General features: G+C 33.6%; 15 protein-coding genes and 3 pseudogenes. 10 read left to right on the top strand and 8 right to left on the bottom strand.

Translation table 11 applies throughout. The features are described 5' to 3' along the window. Window positions 1-8 precede the first annotated feature (8 nt). Window positions 9-1,159: pseudogene (locus JCM14822_RS08275) on the bottom strand (trans-sulfuration enzyme family protein). Window positions 1,160-1,776: 617 nt separating this feature from the next. Here JCM14822_RS08275 and JCM14822_RS24935 point away from each other — a divergent pair. The 4 genes and pseudogenes from JCM14822_RS24935 to JCM14822_RS22520 form a co-directional block, all read left to right on the top strand. Continuing rightward, window positions 1,777-2,290 (top strand): annotated as a pseudogene (locus tag JCM14822_RS24935) (ISL3 family transposase); the annotation flags it as partial. Between the two features lie 372 nt (window positions 2,291-2,662). Continuing rightward, window positions 2,663-2,923: a hypothetical protein gene (locus JCM14822_RS08265; protein WP_054741393.1), complete on the top strand. Its 261-nt coding sequence runs from the start codon at window positions 2,663-2,665 to the stop codon at window positions 2,921-2,923. Between the two features lie 26 nt (window positions 2,924-2,949). After that, window positions 2,950-3,582 carry a transposase gene (locus JCM14822_RS08260; RefSeq protein WP_083461335.1) on the top strand — a complete coding sequence of 211 codons (633 nt, stop codon included), beginning with the start codon at window positions 2,950-2,952 and terminating at the stop codon, window positions 3,580-3,582. A gap of 11 nt (window positions 3,583-3,593) precedes the next feature. Then, on the top strand, window positions 3,594-3,728 hold the full coding sequence (locus tag JCM14822_RS22520) for a hypothetical protein (RefSeq protein WP_278287192.1): 135 nt from the start codon (window positions 3,594-3,596) through the stop codon (window positions 3,726-3,728). A 110-nt stretch (window positions 3,729-3,838) separates the two neighbouring features. On the opposite strand, the gene JCM14822_RS08255 is transcribed toward JCM14822_RS22520, so the two are convergent. Then, on the bottom strand, window positions 3,839-4,852 hold the full coding sequence (locus tag JCM14822_RS08255; RefSeq protein WP_054741390.1) for an AEC family transporter: 1,014 nt from the start codon (window positions 4,850-4,852) through the stop codon (window positions 3,839-3,841). Between the two features lie 228 nt (window positions 4,853-5,080). Between JCM14822_RS08255 and JCM14822_RS08250 the strand changes: the two genes are divergently transcribed. Further along, the gene (locus JCM14822_RS08250) at window positions 5,081-7,021 is read left to right on the top strand and encodes an NAD(+) synthase (protein WP_054741388.1); all 1,941 of its coding nucleotides are present in this window, start codon (window positions 5,081-5,083) and stop codon (window positions 7,019-7,021) included. 81 nt (window positions 7,022-7,102) lie between these two features. Here JCM14822_RS08250 and JCM14822_RS08245 read toward each other — a convergent pair whose 3' ends face one another. Then, the gene (locus JCM14822_RS08245; protein ID WP_054741386.1) at window positions 7,103-8,386 is read right to left on the bottom strand and encodes a methionine gamma-lyase family protein; all 1,284 of its coding nucleotides are present in this window, start codon (window positions 8,384-8,386) and stop codon (window positions 7,103-7,105) included. 200 nt (window positions 8,387-8,586) lie between these two features. Between JCM14822_RS08245 and JCM14822_RS08240 the strand changes: the two genes are divergently transcribed. From JCM14822_RS08240 to JCM14822_RS20155, 5 genes are all read left to right on the top strand, one after another. Beyond that, entirely contained in the window at window positions 8,587-9,159 is a 573-nt protein-coding gene (locus JCM14822_RS08240) for a transposase (RefSeq protein WP_054741384.1), read from the top strand. After that, window positions 9,144-9,323 carry a hypothetical protein gene (locus JCM14822_RS20165; protein ID WP_054741383.1) on the top strand — a complete coding sequence of 60 codons (180 nt, stop codon included), beginning with the start codon at window positions 9,144-9,146 and terminating at the stop codon, window positions 9,321-9,323. The genes JCM14822_RS08240 and JCM14822_RS20165 overlap by 16 nt, the downstream gene beginning before the upstream one ends. Window positions 9,324-9,609: 286 nt before the next feature. Further along, on the top strand, window positions 9,610-10,026 hold the full coding sequence (locus JCM14822_RS08230; RefSeq protein ID WP_054741381.1) for a transposase family protein: 417 nt from the start codon (window positions 9,610-9,612) through the stop codon (window positions 10,024-10,026). Window positions 10,027-10,208: 182 nt separating this feature from the next. Next, window positions 10,209-10,433 carry a transposase gene (locus tag JCM14822_RS24930; protein WP_157047688.1) on the top strand — a complete coding sequence of 75 codons (225 nt, stop codon included), beginning with the start codon at window positions 10,209-10,211 and terminating at the stop codon, window positions 10,431-10,433. Between the two features lie 78 nt (window positions 10,434-10,511). Next, window positions 10,512-10,682 carry a hypothetical protein gene (locus JCM14822_RS20155; RefSeq protein WP_157047685.1) on the top strand — a complete coding sequence of 57 codons (171 nt, stop codon included), beginning with the start codon at window positions 10,512-10,514 and terminating at the stop codon, window positions 10,680-10,682. Between the two features lie 330 nt (window positions 10,683-11,012). Here JCM14822_RS20155 and hfq read toward each other — a convergent pair whose 3' ends face one another. From hfq to miaB, 5 genes and pseudogenes are all read right to left on the bottom strand, one after another. Further along, complete coding sequence (hfq, locus tag JCM14822_RS08225) at window positions 11,013-11,240, bottom strand: RNA chaperone Hfq (RefSeq protein ID WP_054741379.1); 228 nt, start codon at window positions 11,238-11,240, stop codon at window positions 11,013-11,015. 151 nt (window positions 11,241-11,391) lie between these two features. Continuing rightward, window positions 11,392-12,336: a tRNA (adenosine(37)-N6)-dimethylallyltransferase MiaA gene (gene miaA / locus JCM14822_RS08220; protein WP_054741377.1), complete on the bottom strand. Its 945-nt coding sequence runs from the start codon at window positions 12,334-12,336 to the stop codon at window positions 11,392-11,394. A 35-nt stretch (window positions 12,337-12,371) separates the two neighbouring features. Further along, entirely contained in the window at window positions 12,372-14,513 is a 2,142-nt protein-coding gene (gene mutL / locus JCM14822_RS08215; RefSeq protein WP_054741375.1) for a DNA mismatch repair endonuclease MutL, read from the bottom strand. Between the two features lie 16 nt (window positions 14,514-14,529). Then, window positions 14,530-17,286 (bottom strand): DNA mismatch repair protein MutS, encoded by a 2,757-nt coding sequence (gene mutS / locus JCM14822_RS08210; protein WP_083461334.1) that lies wholly within the window; start codon window positions 17,284-17,286, stop codon window positions 14,530-14,532. Between the two features lies 1 nt (window position 17,287). Then, window positions 17,288-18,699: pseudogene (gene miaB, locus JCM14822_RS24500) on the bottom strand (tRNA (N6-isopentenyl adenosine(37)-C2)-methylthiotransferase MiaB). Window positions 18,700-18,980 lie beyond the last annotated feature (281 nt).

The raw sequence follows: 18,980 nt of genomic DNA, 5'->3' as shown, positions 1-18,980 counted from the left end.
CTCTTTTCTTACTGAATTTGACTAAACACCTGCCCCAGCTCTGCTATTAAATCTGCTAGATCTTCTATCCCAATTGAAAGTCTTAACGTACTATCTGTAATACCATTTTTAATTCTTACTTCTTCAGGTACATCCGCATGAGTCTGTGTTGCAGGATAAGTAATCAGTGTTTCAACCCCCCTAGACTTTCTGCATACTTAATCATCTTTACTTTTTCGAGGATAGCAAGGGCATGTGCTTTGGTATCCACATTAAATGTAATCATAGCCCCGAAACCTCTCGCCTGTTTCTGAATAATATGATATCCCGGATGCTCCGGTAAACCAGGATAAATAACTTTTGCCACAATTTCTTGCTCCTTGAGCCAGTTGGCAATAGCTAGCGCATTCTTTTGTGCCTGTTCCATACGTACCCCTAAAGTTTTAATCCCCCTTAAAATAAGCCAGCTATCAAATGGTGAAAGTCCTGCGCCTGTGGTTTTGATTAAAAATCTCAGCTTATCACGAATCTCTTCTCGGTTTGTAATGATAAAACCTGCCAATGTATCATTGTGCCCACCTAAAAATTTGGTACCACTATGAATTACCACATCAGCACCTAACTTAAGGGGATTTTGAAAATAAGGTGATAAAAATGTATTATCTACTATTAAAAGTAAGCTGTTTTCCTTAGCAATCTTTGCTATTTTTTCAATATCCACCACATTCATCATTGGATTAGTTGGCGTTTCAATATAAATGGCTTTTGTATTTGGTGTGATATATTGACTAATATCCTCCTTATAACAATTTGCATAAGAAAATGTAAGTCCATTTTTATTTGAAACACTATCAAAAAGACGCATACTGCCGCCATAAAGATCTGACTCTACAATCAGATGATCTCCTGGTTTAAAAATCTCCATCAAAAGTGAAATAGATGCCATTCCCGAAGAAAGTGCAATGGCATCTATACCGCCTTCAAGACTAGCAACCACTTTTTCAAGCTGCTCCCTCGTAGGATTTTGTAACCTACTATAATCATACCCAGTGCTTTGCCTCACTCCGGCATGTGCATAGGTAGCTGTTTGATAAATTGGATAACTCAGTGCCCCATAATGTTCTATTTTTGTTTCTGTTTCTTCTAAGTGCAAACATCGTGTACTAATGCCTCTTCCCATGTCTATTCCTCCCTGTCATTAAAATACAAAAATGAAGGTTCATCACCATGAACTGTGCTTGACAAACTAAATACCAAATTTTACAGATAAAAAATACATCTGGGGTCATGTACTCTAGTAAGTGCGAACAAACTTAAACACGGAGGACTCCAGATGCACTTACATGATATCAATACACTATAAAATCTTCAAGGGGTATTTATTACTCATATTACTTAACCTATTGAAAATACAGTGTATATTACCCTAGAACCTACAGATTTACATCAGTCATGTCTTATCTGTGGAAATATCCATACTATCTATCAGACGTGGTAAATCTAAACCTAGACATGTAAGACACCTTGATTTATTTGAAAATTATACGATACTCATTTTGCCGACTATTAGATTAACTTGTAGTGAATACGGCTTAAATTTTACTAAGGACATACTTATAACACTGGTATTCATAATTTAAGAAATGGCACACTTTTAACAGTTGTTCGTGAACGTAAGTATAATGAATTAATCACTAATAAAAATCTATGTGAGATTATTAATATAGTGTCACCTTTTGCAATAGTGATGAATCTAACAAAAAGTTATCATAACTTTGCTAAAGAAGTTTTCCTACCGCTATTCGCGTAGCAAATCGCTTTCATGTAAATCGTTATATAACAGATGCTTTACATTCAATTCGAAAAAGAGTTAGTAAAAAATTAAATACTTACCAATCTAAATTTCTTAAGCAAAACAAGAAACTTTTAGAAAGACGTAATGATTCTCTTACTAAGGCTGAACAAACTTTACTTGAAAGAATCCTACAACTTTGAATTAAAAGAATCTTATTGGTTTAAAGAAGCTCTAATTAAATGGTATACTTATAGCAATAAAACAAATGCCATAAAATGGATTGAGTATGGTGAAACCTTAGGCATTCTTAAAATAACTAAAGCCTTAAAAACTTTCAAGAATTGGAAATCTGAAATTACCAACTATCATTAATGCTGTTTTACAAATGCTGCTGTTGAAGGTAAAAATAATAAAATCAAAGCACTTCAACGTACAAGTTATTTCTTAAGAAATAGACAAAGTTATGAGTATCGTATCTATCTAGAATGTAATAGTGAGTTTTTACTTAATAATTAGGCTGTCAAGCACACATTTTGGTGATGAGCCAAAATAAAATATATACTTCTTTTTGTTATTCTATCAATAATTTTTGCGCTCTAAAAATACCTATTTGTTTTCACTCGTTATAAGTAAAACTTATCATAATATGTTATTTAACAATCTTCAATATTTGCATAAAAATAGAGTTATCATCCAACTAATCTAACTGATTACTTGAACCATAGCCCTTTTTACATTTATTCTAATTCTTTACTTATACTATAAACGTGCAAAATTAGTTCCAATAATTTTCCAGTACGATTTTGAGCAAAATAAAAAACATTTATGACATCTCTTGATATAATTAAGTCGACAAAAACCATAATCATAAGGAGATTTCATAAATGAATGATGATCAAAGGTTTTAATGGTAAAATTGCAGATGTAAATGAATTTAATATTGAAAAACATCGCACAACAATTTCCAGATTTCTTAACAAAAGTTCATGGGATGAATCTTTGCTATTTCAGGAAATGAAAAGGTACACTATTAAGCGTATATGGCAACATTTGAAAGATACTCACGAACCGATTTACATTATTATTGATGATACGGTTAACGAGAAAACAGTGCCCTCGTCAAAGGCCAAAAATATGTTCATTTCATAACTCCCATTTAAAAAGAAAAACAGTATATGGTCATCAGTTTGTTACTGTTATGCTTCGATGTGGAGACCTTGTACTCCCGTATGAATCAAAAAGATGCGTCCAGTAAAATAGAAATAGCTGCAAACCTATTAAAAGAGCTCCAGCATCCAGTTAACAAAGGCTATGTTTTAGCTGATAGTTGGTATAGTTGTGCGGCATTATTTAATGCTGCAACTCAGATAGGGTTTAACTATCTTGGTGCTCTAAAATCTAATCGTAAAATCTTCCCTAGAGGTCATAGAAAAGATGGTATAAAAATTAATGACTTTATTAAAACACTTAAGCAACATGAACTTGACTTGGTGACATTCAAGGGTAAGACCTATTATACATATACCTATCTTGGTAGAATAAATGGATTCAAAAAGATAAAGATTATTATGAGTTGGCTTGAAAATGCTCTTTGGAATAAGCATGCTTTAAAATGTTTTATTAGGCTAGATACTGAACTGTCTACTAAACAGATTTTAAATCATTATCTTAAAAGATGGCCTATTGAAACATTTTTTAGAGAAACAAAAAGACGATTAAGCTTTGATAAATATCAGATTCATACAATAAGAGGAATAAAACGATATATGTGCTTATTGATACTATGCAGTATCTATACTGTGAACTAGAAGTTCAAGGCATGTCATTAGGATTTAGTAAGGGATTCAAGCAGGCTAGAAATGAAGTGAAACGCCTTGAAATAACTTGGATTTATGAGCAAGCAATAAAAGGGATTTCAATTCAAAATATTTTTAAACACCGAGGTGTTGCATAGGAGAAAGTATACCCTTTTATATTGGAATATTATTCCTTTAATCTGTTGGTAATTAATTGGGTACATTTATGCACGTTTATAGTAGTATAATATTAAATTATTTCCAGTTCCTAACTTAAAATGCCAATTCCTTTAAAGATGCTAACAATAATAAACAATGTTAACATAGAAAACAAACTTGTCCACACCACAAGCTGCCCTGCTAGCTTTTCATCCGCCCCCATTTCACCTGCCATAATGGCACTTGATACAGCTACTGGTGAACCAAATAATGCAATAAGTGCTGGATAATCTACCGCCGTTAAATGAATTATTCCGAGATGGTTTGAACAAATCTCTGCACAACTTAAAGCCAGTAGTGGTGCTAAAACCAGTCGCCAACTTGTACCAATGATGATCTTTTTCAGTGATTTGATTGCTGAAAACTGAAACTGTCCGCCTAAGACAATTAAAGCAAGCGGTGATGCTAATTGACTAAGACTTTTGCAGGCTTTATAAAGAAATGGTAAATCATATTTTAAACCAAAAACTGGTAAATGTGTTTCTGAATTAACCGGTATATATAAGCGTATCACAAGGCATACGAAACCTAAAAAAACACCTCGGACTAATGGATTTTTATAAATGCCTTTTAACACTTGTTTTATAGAGACTTGCTTTTCATCTGCGCCAAATAAAGAAAGCGCTACAACTGCCAAAACATTAAATAGCGGAATACTAAAAGCTGATAAAATAGCAGCCATAGCTACAGCAGCTTCTCCGCCAATAGATTCAGCTAATGTAATACCTATAATCGCGTAATTTGAACGAAATACGCATTGTAAAATAACACCTTTCTGCTTTGTCTTGGGAATAAACAATAGACTGGTTAATAATCCTAAACCAAATAATATCAAGATCATCATCACTGCAAATAAAATAATATCTCCCTGCATAGTCTTTAAATCTTGAATATTATACACGTTATAAAAAAGTAAAGTTGGCAAAGCTACTTTAAATACAAGCTTATTGGCTACTTTTAAAAATTCATCTTCAAAAAAATGGCGTTGCTTTAAATAATATCCTAAGATAATCAAAATAATAATAGGTAAAATTGCATTTGCTGCAAATATCAATGTGTCCATCTGGTCTACTCCTTATTTATGTTCTTATTAAATATAAAACCATAGTCTACTATAAAAAGGTATTATTTTTAAAAATCAAGGTAAATTATATAATAGAAAATGCAACAAATCGACCTTTACGGTTGCATTACTATACTCTCGTATAATCTTATAGTATAATATTCATATAGTTTATACTATGAATTTACACCAAACACCTTAGTGTGTGAAAGATAAGGAGCTTGATAAATGGATTACCATTTTTTAAAGGTCTGTGCTGCAACACCTTCACTTCAAGTTACAGACTGTCACTATAACGTCGAACAAATTTTAAACTGTATTGCACAAAGCACTTCAGAAGGTGCAAGTGTTGTTTTATTCCCAGAACTTTGTATGACTGGCTACACTTGCTCAGATTTATTTTTACAAACAACACTTTTAGAAGAATGTGAAAACGCAGTTGTTCAACTTCTAGAAGCTACAAAAATAAATGAACAACTTATTATTATAGGTGCACCAATTACACACTATAATCATTTATATAATGTTGCTATGGTCATCCATAAAGGTAAAATTTTAGGTATGGTTCCTAAATCATATCTTCCTAACTATAGCGAATTCTATGAAAAACGTTGGTTCAACTCTGGACTCGATATGCAGTTACAATATACAAATTATGCAGGTCAAAAACAGGTCCCAATTTCTAGCCAACTTTTATTTAAAGCAACTAATATTCCTTACTTTAAATTAGGCATTGAAATCTGTGAAGACTTATGGACAATGTTACCACCAAGTACACTTCATGCTTTAAATGGTACAACACTTATTGTGAATCCATCTGCTAGTAATGAAATCGTTGGTAAAAATCAATATCGCCATGAGTTACTTGCTCAACAATCTGCTAAAACAATGTCAGCTTATATTTATACTTCTTCAAGCGTAGATGAATCGACAACCGATGTTGTATTTAGCGGGCATAAACTCATTTATGAAAATGGTTACTGCATTAGCGAATCCGAGCTTTTCCCTAGAGAAAATGATCTTTTATACGGCATTATTGATTTAGAACGTCTTCAAAAAGAACGTATTAAACAAAATCATACACACTCAGATGCTATTTTAAATGCTTTAAATTATAAAACAATTGAATTTGAACTTCAAACATCTGATTTTGAATTTAACCGCTTTGTGGATCCTAAACCATTTGTACCTAATGATGAAGCCATGCGTAAAGAACGCTGCAAGCATATTTTTGATATTCAAGCACATGGTCTTGCACATCGTATGGCCCATACCAAGGCTCAAACTTTTGTTTTAGGTATTTCAGGCGGACTGGACTCTACTCTTGCCCTTTTAGTTTGTGTAAAAGCTGCTAAAATTCTCGGCAAACCGCTTACAAGTATTGTGGGTGTTACAATGCCTGGTTTCGGTACAACAGACCGTACTTATAATAATGCCATCAACCTTATGAAATTACTTGGTGTCACTGTACGTGAAATTTCTATTGTAGAATCTGCCAAACAACACCTCAAAGACATTGGACATGATCTTACAACACATGATGTCACTTATGAAAATGCTCAAGCTAGAGAACGTACACAAATCTTAATGGATCTCTCAAACCAAACAAATGGTTTAGTAATCGGTACAGGTGACCTTTCTGAACTTGCTTTAGGATGGGCAACTTATAATGGAGACCATATGTCAATGTATGCAGTCAACGCTTCTATTCCAAAAACATTAGTACGTTACCTCATTGATTATGTGGCTCACTTCGAAAGCGAACCACTTGTACAAGAAATTTTAATTGATGTTTTAGAAACACCAGTAAGTCCAGAACTTCTTCCACCAGACAGTGAAGGCAAAATTGCACAGAAAACAGAAGACTTAGTCGGACCATATGAACTCCATGATTTCTATCTTTATCATATGATTCGTTTCGGTTATAGACCTACTAAAATATACTTCTTAGCACAAGTTGCATTTAAAGATGTTTATGACAATGCCACAATTCTTAAATGGCTTAAAACATTCTATCGCCGTTTCTTCAATCAACAATTCAAACGTTCCTGTTTACCAGATGGTCCAAAGGTAGGATCTATCTGTGTTTCACCTCGTGGCGATTGGCGTATGCCATCAGATACTTGTAGTCGTATATGGCTTGATGAAATTGAAAAACTTGAGGCTTAATTAAATAATATATGAATTATGAAATGATTCATATGCAAAAAATGCTCCTGCAAAATTTACTTTGCAAGAGCATTTTTTAAACTATGTGAGTTTAATATATCCATTGTCTTTCATTGTTTGAAGTGCTTTCATTACCCCTAATCTTGCATGATAGAATGTAAGACCACCTTGGAAGAAAGCTGTATATGGTGGTTTAATTGGTGCATCTGCACTCATTTCAATAGAAGCCCCTTGAATGAAGGCACCTGCTGCCATAATAACTGGCGCATCATATCCAGGCATATCCCATGGTTCTGGTGTTACAAAGCTATCTACTGGTGCACCTTTTTGAATCCCTTGACAGAAGCTAATGACATTCTCAGGTGTTTTCATATTAATCGCTTGAATAATATCATGACGTTTTTCAAAAGCTGTTGGCATCACGTCGAAGCCTAATTTTTCAAATAATGCAGCAGCTAAAATCGCACCTTTTAAAGCATTGGCTACGATTTCAGGTGCTAAGAAAAGTCCTTGAAGCACTGGTTGATTAAGTCCTAATGTTGCCCCTACTTCTTTTCCAAGTCCAGGTGCAGTTAAACGCATTGCCGCATTTTCTACGAATTCTTCTTTTCCTACGATATAACCACCAGTTGGTGCAAGTCCGCCCCCTGGATTTTTAATCAGTGATCCAACGCAAAGGTCAGCCCCTACTTCTGTTGGCTCTTTTATATCTACAAATTCACCATAGCAGTTATCGACCATACAGATGATATCTGGTTTTATACTTTTTACGAAGCTGATTAACTCCCCGATTTGATCTACTGAAAGTGTTGGACGGTAGCTATAACCTTTTGAACGTTGAATTGTTACTAATTTTGTGCGTTCATTAATGGCTTCACAAATGCCATCAAAATCAAAGCTATAGTCTTCTTTTAAATCCACTTGACGATATGTGACACCATATTCTGCAAGACTTCCGTTAGTTGGACGAATCCCAATTACACCTTCTAATGTATCATATGGTTTACCTACTACTGATAGCAGTTCATCCCCAGGTCTTAAGTTCCCGAAAAGTGCTACTGTTAATGCATGTGTTCCTGACATAAGTTGTGGTCTTACGAGGCCTGATTCTGTTTTGAAGACATCTGCATAAATTTGTTCAATGACATCACGACCAATATCATTGTAACCATATCCTGTTGTTGCTGCAAAGTGGACATCACTTAATTTATTTTTTTGCATGGCATGAAGCACTTTTGCCCCATTTAAATGCATATTTTCATCTATTTTCGCAAAAACCTCTGTTAAAGTTTTTTCTGTCTCAAGGCAAACTGCTTCTGTCTGTGCATCAATGCCTAATAACTCTTGTAAAGTACTCATATTTATTCTCCTTATCTTCTACAACACTATCTGCGTTATTACATTATTCTTTTTATTATAACACGGTTCAATCTTTCTTTTCAAATCCTTCTGCCTATATAAATAGCTACATATACCCTTGTTTCATAATTTTTCAACAAATCTTTATATATTAACTATACACTTCTTTTGAGTGTAAATTAGTTATTTATAAGGAGCTATATCCTATGCCAAAATATCGTGAAATTCTTAGGCTAAACAATCAAGGTATTAGTAGTAGAAGTATTGCTATTAGTTGCGAGTGTTCTAGATATACTGTTGTCAAAACACTTAAATGTGTTGCCGAAAACGGTATTTCATGGCCACTATCACCAACTATGACAGATGAAATGTTAACTAAATGTTTGTTTCCCAAACAACCTATTCAATCTTTACGCAAAACGCCTGATTATGAGTACATTCATAAAAAAATGGCTAAAAATAGAGTTACATTGAACCTTTTATGTCAAGAGTATTGTGTAGCTTGCAGGCTAAATCATGAAATCTCACTCATGTATACACAGTTTTGTAAGTATTATAGAGAGTTTGCTAATAAGACTAAAGCAACAATGCATATTCACAGAAAACCTGGTGAAAGGTTGGAAGTGGATTGGACAAGCCAGACAACACCTATTACAGATTCTGTTACAGATGTAGACATACCTGCCTATATTTTTGTAGCTACATTATCTAGTAGTCAGTACGCTTATGTGGAAGCCTTTTTATCACAAAATCAAGAATACTTATGCCAGATAACTTAAAAACAGGTGTTGAAAAATTATCTTGGTATAATCCTACGATTAACAAAACGTATCATGAAATGGCTGAGCATTATAATACAGCTGTTATACCAGCAAGGGTTAGACGTCCTAAAGATAAAGCAAGTGCTGAAGGTACTGTAGGTGATTATCCACTTGAATCATAGCAGCTCTTAGACATCAAAAATTCTTCTTAATTCAAAAACTCAATACGTGTATAAAGGAAAAACTTTATGATTTTAATCATAGACCTTTTCAGAAAAAAAAGGAAATCGTTATGAAACTTTCATCATTGAAGAAAAAGAAATGCTCATCCCCTTATCTTAACGACCTTATGAGTTGGCTATTTGGAAAATGTTAATGTGGTAAAATAAAACAGGTTCTTTCCATAGTTAGTTGATTTTAACCTTTTTATAATAAAGCATTAATTATACTGAGCAATGAGATTTATTTATGGATGAAATTATCAAATTATTAGACTTGAATCTAAACTATTTATATCATGAAATACATGAAGATACATTATATATATTTATTGAATCTACATTAAGTGCTGTTCCATGTCCTTTTTGTGATACACCATTTTCTAAAAAACATAGTAGTTATCAGCGAATTTTTCAAGATTTACCTATTCAAGGTAAAAAAGTAGAAATAATTATTCAAAATAGGAAAATATTTTGTCTTAATGAAAATTGTACTCAAAGGACTTTTTCAGAACGATTTACTTTCCTTAATAATAAATCAAAGAAAACCAAACGATTAGAGGAAGAGATTATACGTCTTTCCCTTCATTGTAGTTCAGTTACAGCAGCTAAGCATCTTAGTAAACATACAGTTAAAGTTGGTAAAAGTACAATTTGTAACCTCTAAAAAAAATATTCCTCAACATTAATAAAGAACTTATTACACATATCTTCATTAATAATTTTGCTATAAAAAACGCCCAAAATATAGCACAATCATGATAGATATTCATACACAATAAGGTTGTTGACTTGATTGAATCTAGGGAGTTGTTAGATGTTGTAGAATAGTTAAGCTCTTACCCTAATATTAAGGTTGTTTCAAGAGATGGAGCAATAACCTATAAAAAAGCAATCACTTTAGCTCATCCACAGGCTATTCAGATGAGTGACCGTTTTCATATTTTAAAAAATTTAACATCCTATTGTAAAGATACTTTATTAAAACTTTTTAAAGCAAAGGTAAAAATAAATTTAGCTGAATCTGAACCAATATTTTCTTTAAACACTACATTCATAAGCGTTAACTTATAAATAAAATTTTCCAATAATAAATTCAATAAAAATGGGAAATCTCTATAATCTAATACTACTCAGATTAGGAGGTTTCCCATGCATATAGATGCAACAACTATTTCATTACCAAATCAAGTTGCAGATGATTATACTGGTATGGGTGGTCGCAATTTATATCAGTTTTACACACTCAAAAGGATAACGCTACATACTTATAAAAGGCTTTCTAATGTTATCTATAGAATAAGGAAAGCTATCTTTACATGAAAAACGTTTACGACAAACAACTTACGCTAAAATCGAATATTATTTAGAACAACTCATTATTACTGGAAAAGATTAGGACTAAGTTTACGATTATGATTAACTTATATCAATTTTACACATTAAAGTTTATAGTGATGATGCCTTAATATATGTAGGCATTATCTTTTATTTTCTATACAAGTAGAACTTTCCTAGAAAATAAAAATGACAACAAATTATTCAGCTATTTTAGCCAAAAGATCATTTATTGCCATTATCTACTTAAAACATATTTTTTAATCAAATAATTTTGCCGTTATAAACTCATATCCATTAACTATCAATACATTCCTATTCTGCCGCATTTAAGTTAACAGATTTAGCTGGTACAAGTGTTGAGATTGCATGCTTGTAAATCATTTGCTGTTTGCCTTCACTTTCAAGGATTACTACAAAGTTGTCAAAACCTTTGATAGTTCCTTTTAATTGGAAACCGTTTGTTAAAAATAATGTTGTTGTAATTTTTTCTTTTCTAAGTTGGTTTAAAAGAACATCTTGTAAGTTAATTGTTTTACTCATAATCTTAACGTCCCCTCCTAGGCATGTTGTTAGTTGTTTTTATTGTATATTATATTTTTGCGCTTGTCTACTGAATTACTAAATTTTTGTAACATTACATTGTCATTATATCCCAATTATAAATAAAGTATACAGTCTTAGTACGCATTTTCTATTTTTTTAAATAACTTAGCATTTCCTCTACTATACGATTGGCATCAATCCCTAATTGATCCACTTCTAACATAATTGGACTGGCTTGATGTTTAAACCAAGTTAATTGACGTTTTGCATAATTACGTGTATTTTGTTTAAGTTTTTCTACACATGCTTCTAAACTCATTTCGCCGCTAAAATATGGGAAGAATTCTTTATAACCAATAGCTTTTAAAGCTGGTAATTCCGCATCATATCCTGCCTCATAGATACGTTTTGCTTCTTCTAAAAGCCCTTCTGCCATCATTTCATCAATACGTTCATTAATGCGATTATACAGTAAACTACGCTCCATTGTTAAGGCAAAAAATGTGTAATCATATGGTGACTCATTATCTACTCGTTTTTCACGTTCTTTGGCATTATGACTTGAAATCGGTTCGCCTGTTTCATGATAGTATTCTAAAGCACGAATCACACGCTTGACATTGTTAGGATGAATCTCTAATGCCCCTTGAGGATCAACTTCTTGAAGTTTTTGATGTAATGCTTCTGCCCCTTCCTGACGAGCAAACTCTGCTAAACTTTCACGATATACCGTGTTAGGATCTGTTTCTTCAAACTGTGTATCAAATAAAATAGCATTGATATAAAATCCTGTTCCCCCAACTAAAATAGGTGTTTTGCCTTTTGCATAAATTGCTTCAATATAACCTTTTACACGTTCCTTAAAAGCTGCCACACTACAAGGAAAATCAGGTTCCCATTCATCAATCATATAATGTGGTACACCTTGCATTTCTTCTGGTTTTATTTTAGCTGTTCCAATATCCATGCCTTTATAAATCTGCATGGAATCTGCTGAAATAATTTCACCATTAATCGCTTTTGCTAAAAGTACACTTGTCTTAGTTTTTCCTGAAGCCGTTGGCCCTGCAATTAAAATAAGTGGTTTTTTCATATGTTCACCTTTCTTATAAAGCACATTTTATAAAACTAAATGCGCTTAAACATTTTTTCAATATCAGTTTGTGTGAGTGCCACAATTGTTGGACGTCCATGTGGACAAGTAAATGGATTATCTAAGGCTAATAAAGATTCAATAAGTTTTTCACATTCTAAGCTTGTAAGTTTATCATTGGCTTTTACCGCACTACGACAAGACATACGAATAATCGCTTCTGCCTTCACATCAGCAATATCTTTAGGCTTTTCATGAGTTAATGTATCTAATATTTCCTTAAACACATCTAGCGAAAGCGGTTCATTTAATAAGAATGGCACTTCACGAATGACAATTGCATTTTCGCCCAAAAATTCGAAAACAAAACCTAGTTTTTCAAATAACTCACTATTCTCCTCTAATAAATTCTTTTCTACTACTGTAATATTAAAGGTTTCTGGCACTAATAGTAATTGAGTAGCTACCTCATTACTTCTAAACTTCCTCATAAACTGCTCATACATGACCTTTTCATGGGCTGCATGTTGATCAATGATAAACACTTTTTCATGATATTGAATGAGCCAATAAGTTTTAAATAATTGACCAATAATCTTATAATCCTTCACCCCAATTGCAGCTCCTTCACTTTTTGCTATAGGTGTCACTGGCGGTGCCATATAGGATGCCGCTACAGCGTGAATATGCCTGTGGGCGATTTGTGTTTGTTCATTTACACCATTACTTTCTCTCTCTTGAAATGGTTGTACTGTATTTGTTGTTTCTACCTTGTTAGATAATTCTTTCTTGATAAGGTCTTCTGCATTGGCAATTACTTGTCCCTTAGTCTCATCACTTGACAAAGCTTCAGTATTGCCATTTAAATCACCGGCCCCATTAAATGTTTCTTCTATCCTATCCCTAGATGACATTGATAATGGTTGCGATAAGCTTACCTTTTCTAAATCTTCTGAAGCACTATGGATTTCAAAAGAAGGTTTAACTTCTGACTCACTTTTTCCAAAGATACGCTCAATATTATGAGTAGGTCCTTCTTTTACAATAGGCATTTCTCCTGCTAATAAGCTTTGAGCCGTTGCTGCATTTTCTTCTTTACGTGGTGCAAAAAAAGTATCTACTGTATAAGTTTCAATCTCTGGTTTAGGTGTTACTGCTTTTTCATGTGGTGCTACATGTGGTACTAAATAAGCTGATTCCAACTGTTTTGTAATGGCTTTATAAACCGTATTATAAATTAAATCCGAATCTTTAAAGCGTACCTGCAATTTTGTAGGATGCACATTGACATCTACTTCTTCTGGGGAAATATTTAAATGTAGCACTACAAAAGGAAATTTGCCCACCATAACAATTGGTTTATAAGCATCTTCTACTGCTTTTTGTAATAATGTACTTTTGATATAACGTCCATTTATAAAGAAATGTTCATAGTTACGATTCGAACGATTTAATGAAGGATTCCCTAAAAGCCCCACGCATTCTATGCCTGAGGTTTCATAAAAACATTTTAATGTATTTTTTGCATACTCTTTACCATAAATATTAAGTACAGCATGTTGTAAATCATGGTCTCCTGAAGTTGTAAAAACCGTTTTGCCATTTTGAATATATTTAAACGAAATTTCAGGATGGGCTAAAGCCAATTTATACATATAATCGGATATTCTTGCTCCTTCTGCCCCACTACTACTTAAAAACTCTCGACGTGCTGGCACATTAAAGAATAAATGGCGCATAATAAATGTAGTCCCATTTGGACAAGCAATTTCATCAGAAGATGTAATCTTGCCCCCTGCAATTTCAATACGTTTTCCTGTTAAATCCTCTGCAACCTTCGTCATAAGTTCTACATTAGATACGGCTGCAATACTGGCAAGAGCTTCTCCTCTAAAACCCAGACTTAAAACATGTTGTAAATCTTCAGCTGAAGTGATCTTACTTGTGGCATGGCGTAAGAAGGCAATCTCTACTTGATCTTTTGAAATGCCTAAGCCATTATCTGTGACACGAATAAAATCAATTCCCCCATTTTTAATTTCAACAGTAATAGAACTTGCCTTCGCATCAATGCTATTTTCAACAAGTTCCTTAATAACAGAAGAAGGTCGTTCAACGACCTCTCCTGCAGCAATTTTATTAATAGTATGTGTATCTAAAATTTGAATAGTGCCCAACTTAAAAGGCCCCCTTCTATCTTAATTGCTTTTGTAAATCATAAAGTGTTTCTAAAGCTTCAATAGGTGTCATGCGCATTACATCTAATGCGCGAAGCTTTTCAATTACAGGTTCATGATTATTGGAAATGGCTTCAAATAAGTTAATTTGATGCAATGGCTCTGCTGCCTGAGGTGCTTCTTCAAATACTGTACTTTTTTCAGCTACAAATGTATTATCTTCTACGGTGACTTCTTGTGTGACCACTTCCATTTTTTCTGGAGTCTGAACTGTTACTGTTTCTTCTACCACCCTTGCTGTTTCTACATTCATTGTACATTCTTTTGGCGTAGAAACTTCATAATTTTCTTTACCATCTAGCTCATTTAAAATCGCTTTGGCACGATTTAAAACAACGGTTGGGACCCCTGCCAGTTTGGCAACTTGAATTCCATAACTATGATCCACGCTGCCTTGTACGATTTTATGAAGGAAGATAATATCTTCACCCATTTCTTTAACAGCAACGCAATAATTTTTAAGCTTTGGAATGCTTTCTTCAAGAACAGTTAACTCATGATAATGCGTTGCAAAAAGTGTTTTTGCTCCAATTGTTCCTGTAATATGTTCAATAATTGCCCATGCAATACTTAGTCCATCTAAAGTACTTGTTCCACGGCCAATTTCATCTAAAATTAATAAACTCTTATGTGTGGCATGATGTAAGATATTTGAAACCTCCATCATCTCTACCATGAAAGTACTTTGTCCTGATGCTAAATCATCCGATGCCCCAACACGGGTAAAGATACGATCTACAACACCAATTGTAGCACTTTCAGCTGGTACGAATGAACCAATTTGTGCCATAAGTACAATAAGGGCTACTTGACGCATGAAAGTTGATTTACCTGCCATGTTTGGCCCTGTTAAAAGAATCATTTCTTCTGGCCCAATCACTACATCATTGGCAATAAAGCTTTGTTCGCCCATCATTTTTTCAACAACTGGGTGACGACCTAATTTAATATCTAGTACTTCAGAGTTATCAATTGTTGGTTTTACATATTGATGAATATCTGCCACTTCTGCTAATGAACAGTACATATCTAAAGCCGCAATCTTATGAGATACATCTAAAAGACGATGCATTTCTTTTAAAACTGCTTCACGAATTTGTGTAAAGAGCTGATATTCTAAAGTATTAAGCTTTTCATCTGCACCTAATACTTCTTCTTCTACTTTTTTAAGTTCTTCTGTAATATAACGCTCACAGTTAGCAAGTGTTTGTTTACGAATAAAGTAATCTGGCACAAGATTGCTATAAGATTGTGTAACTTCTAGGAAGTAACCAAAAACTTTATTGTATTTGACTTTTAAGTTTTTAATACCTGTTTTTTCACGTTCATCTGCTTCTATCGCCATAAGCCATGAAGCACCTTTTGTTTTAGCCTCACGTAAGTGATCAACTTCTTCATGATAACCATCTTTAATTAAGCCGCCTTCACGAACAGAAAGCGGTGCTTCTTCTACAATACTACGATTGATTAGATCAAATAACTCTTCCATACAATCTAAGTTATCATGAAGCTCATTAAGAAGTGGTGACTTTGTATTCGCTAGTAGCTCTTTAATAGCTGGCAACGCGCCAATAGATTGTTTAATGGCTACAAGATCTTTGGCATTACATGTTCCAAAAGATACTTTACTCATTAGACGCTCAATATCATAAATGTTATCAAGGGCTTCAAATAAATCCGAACGTAAAAGTGGATTATTTCTAAGTTCCTCTGTCGCACCTAAACGACCATTAATTTGGGCAGCATCAATAAGTGGCTGCTCAATACATTTACGAATATAACGACTACCCATAGCTGTTTTCGTATGATCAAGTACCCAAAGTAATGAGCCTTTACGACGTTTTTCACGAAGTGTCTCACTAAGTTCTAAGTTACGTCTTGTGGCATTATCTAATAACATATAAGCATCTACATTATAAATAGAGACATGCATTAAATGTGAAAGATCAGTTTTTTGAGTTTCTTTAAGATACGCAAGCAACGTTGATGTAGCTAACATATCTGACCCATTATTACTAAGGCCGATGCCTTCTAAATTCATCACATTAAAGTGTTTAATAAGTAATGAACTAGCCAGGGCTGTATCTAATGTATGCGGTGCAATTTTTTCAGTAAGGGCATGTAGTCGGCCTACTGTAAATTCTCTAATCGTTTCATCTTCATAGAGATTTTCTTGTAATAAGCATTCTACTGGTGCAAACTTGGCAAGCTCATCTAAAAGCTTACGTTTACCTTGTTCACCTGTAATCGTTGTTGTAAGCCAATCGCCTGTTGTCACATCACAAACACTCAGTCCATAAGTACCATTTTGACCAACAATCGATACAATATAATTATTTTTACCTTCTGTAACTGTATTTCCTTCTAGAATTGTACCAGGCGTTACAATACGGATGACTTCACGTTTTACAAGACCTTTTACAGTTTTAGGATCTTCTACTTGCTCGCAAATAGCGACCTTATAACCTTTTTCTACTAATCTTGAAATATAGTTATCTGCAGAATGAAAAGGTACCCCACACATAGGGGCACGCTCTTCTAGACCACAATCTTTACCTGTTAAAGTAATTTCAAGTTCACGAGAACACGTTTTAGCGTCCTCAAAGAACATTTCATAAAAGTCACCAAGACGAAAGAATAAAATCGCATCTGGATTTTGCTCTTTAATCGTTAAATACTGACTCATCATTGGTGTTACTTGTGATTTTAACATATTAATTCGCCAACTCTCCAATTAAGTAATGTGTTTTATTAGCTACAATTTTAACGTTTACATATTTTCCAAGCATTTCTTTTGGTGCAGGTGTATTGACTAAAAGACCTGTTTCTGTACGACCACTTAATACTTCCTCATTATGTTTACTAATTTCTTCAAAGAGCACTTCTACAGTTTGTCCTACATATTTTTCAAGAGTCGCAAGACTTTGTGCATTAACGATTTCTAAAAGGCGGTTGAAACGATCTTTAGAAACTTCTTCTGGTACCTGCTCTTCCATTGTAGCTGCTGGTGTACCTGTACGTTTTGAATAAACGAAAGTAAAGGCACTTGCATAATGTACTTCTTTTACAACATCAAGTGTATCTTGGAAGTCTTCTTCAGTTTCCCCTGGGAATCCTACGATAAGGTCAGTTGTAAGTTCTACATTTGGTACAGCCGCTTTTAATTTACGTACAAGTTCTAAGTAACCTTCTTTAGTATAATGACGGTTCATTTTCTTAAGAATACGGCTACTTCCACATTGTACTGGTAAATGGACGCTGTTACACACTTTATCACTACTTGCAATCACTTCGATAAGTTCATCACTTAAATCTTTTGGATGTGATGTCATGAAACGAATACGTTTAAGCCCTTCGATTTCATTAATTCGTTTTAAAAGCTGTGCAAATGTAACTGGTGTTTCAAGGTTTTACCATATGAGTTAACATTTTGACCAAGTAACATAATTTCTGAAACGCCTTCTGCAACAAGTCCTTCGATTTCTTTAATAATATCATCTGCTTCACGGCTACGTTCGCGTCCACGTACATAAGGTACAATACAGTATGTACAGAAGTTATTACATCCATACATAATATTGACACATGCTTTGAAGTCAAATTTACGTGTATCTGGTAAGTCTTCTACGATATCTTGGTATGAATCCCAAATATCAATAACGCTTTCTTGTGTTTCAAGACGTGTTTGTAAAAGTTCAGGTAATTTATAGATGTTGTAAGTTCCAAAAATGATATCAATGAATTTGAAGTTTTTCTTTAAGTTATCAAGTACGATATCTTGTTGCATCATACATCCGCAAAGTGCAATCATTAAGTTTGGATTTTTTCGTTTTATACCTTTAAGTGCACCTAAACGACCATAAATTTTAAGTTCAGCGTTTTCGCGTACACAACATGTATTATAAAGAACAAAGTCTGCTTCCACTTCGTTTTCTGTTTTTGTATAACCGATTTGTTGAAGCATCCCTTCGATTTTCTCTGAATCTCTTGCATTCATTTGACATCCAAATGTCGAAATACAGTATTTAAGCCCTTTTCCTTTAAGTCTTTGTGCTAATATATTAATAATCTCATTTTGACGTTTCGCCTCTTGTGTTGAGATTTTAATTTCTTTTCTTTCACTCATTGAGCGACCTCCTACTATTTGTTTTCTTTATACAATATCCTTTTTATTTTACATTAAAAGATAGTATGTTTCAATGGATAAACCTTGCATTATGACTTCTCTTGACATCTTTTATGTAAAATTTACACGAAAGATGTTGCGGCTAATTGTTTAAACTATCATAAAATGAGCTGATTAAAATGGCAAAAGATAGTCAAATGGGCCCTAAAGGTGTACGCATGAAAAAATGCAATTACCAAACACCTCTTACTTCTGAAGAAGCTAAGAATTCTAATCGTACA

This window comes from Cellulosilyticum ruminicola JCM 14822, from assembly GCF_001311925.1.
GTDB lineage: Bacteria > Bacillota > Clostridia > Lachnospirales > Cellulosilyticaceae > Cellulosilyticum > Cellulosilyticum ruminicola.
Note: the sequence above shows the minus strand (reverse complement) of the source record. Positions and strands in the feature narration are given on the sequence as shown.

Excerpts from the sequence above, each read along its gene's own strand:
- JCM14822_RS08240 (WP_054741384.1), top strand. The coding sequence starts at position 8,587 with ATGCCAAAATATCGTGAAATTCTTAGGCTAAACAATCAAGGTATTAGT.
- JCM14822_RS08250 (WP_054741388.1), top strand. The coding sequence starts at position 5,081 with ATGGATTACCATTTTTTAAAGGTCTGTGCTGCAACACCTTCACTTCAA.
- JCM14822_RS20155 (WP_157047685.1), top strand. The coding sequence starts at position 10,512 with ATGCATATAGATGCAACAACTATTTCATTACCAAATCAAGTTGCAGAT.
- mutS (WP_083461334.1), bottom strand. The coding sequence starts at position 17,286 with ATGTTAAAATCACAAGTAACACCAATGATGAGTCAGTATTTAACGATT.
- JCM14822_RS22520 (WP_278287192.1), top strand. The coding sequence starts at position 3,594 with ATGTCATTAGGATTTAGTAAGGGATTCAAGCAGGCTAGAAATGAAGTG.
- JCM14822_RS08265 (WP_054741393.1), top strand. The coding sequence starts at position 2,663 with ATGATGATCAAAGGTTTTAATGGTAAAATTGCAGATGTAAATGAATTT.
- miaA (WP_054741377.1), bottom strand. The coding sequence starts at position 12,336 with ATGAAAAAACCACTTATTTTAATTGCAGGGCCAACGGCTTCAGGAAAA.
- JCM14822_RS08260 (WP_083461335.1), top strand. The coding sequence starts at position 2,950 with ATGGTCATCAGTTTGTTACTGTTATGCTTCGATGTGGAGACCTTGTAC.
- JCM14822_RS08255 (WP_054741390.1), bottom strand. The coding sequence starts at position 4,852 with ATGGACACATTGATATTTGCAGCAAATGCAATTTTACCTATTATTATT.
- hfq (WP_054741379.1), bottom strand. The coding sequence starts at position 11,240 with ATGAGTAAAACAATTAACTTACAAGATGTTCTTTTAAACCAACTTAGA.
- JCM14822_RS20165 (WP_054741383.1), top strand. The coding sequence starts at position 9,144 with ATGCCAGATAACTTAAAAACAGGTGTTGAAAAATTATCTTGGTATAAT.
- JCM14822_RS08230 (WP_054741381.1), top strand. The coding sequence starts at position 9,610 with ATGGATGAAATTATCAAATTATTAGACTTGAATCTAAACTATTTATAT.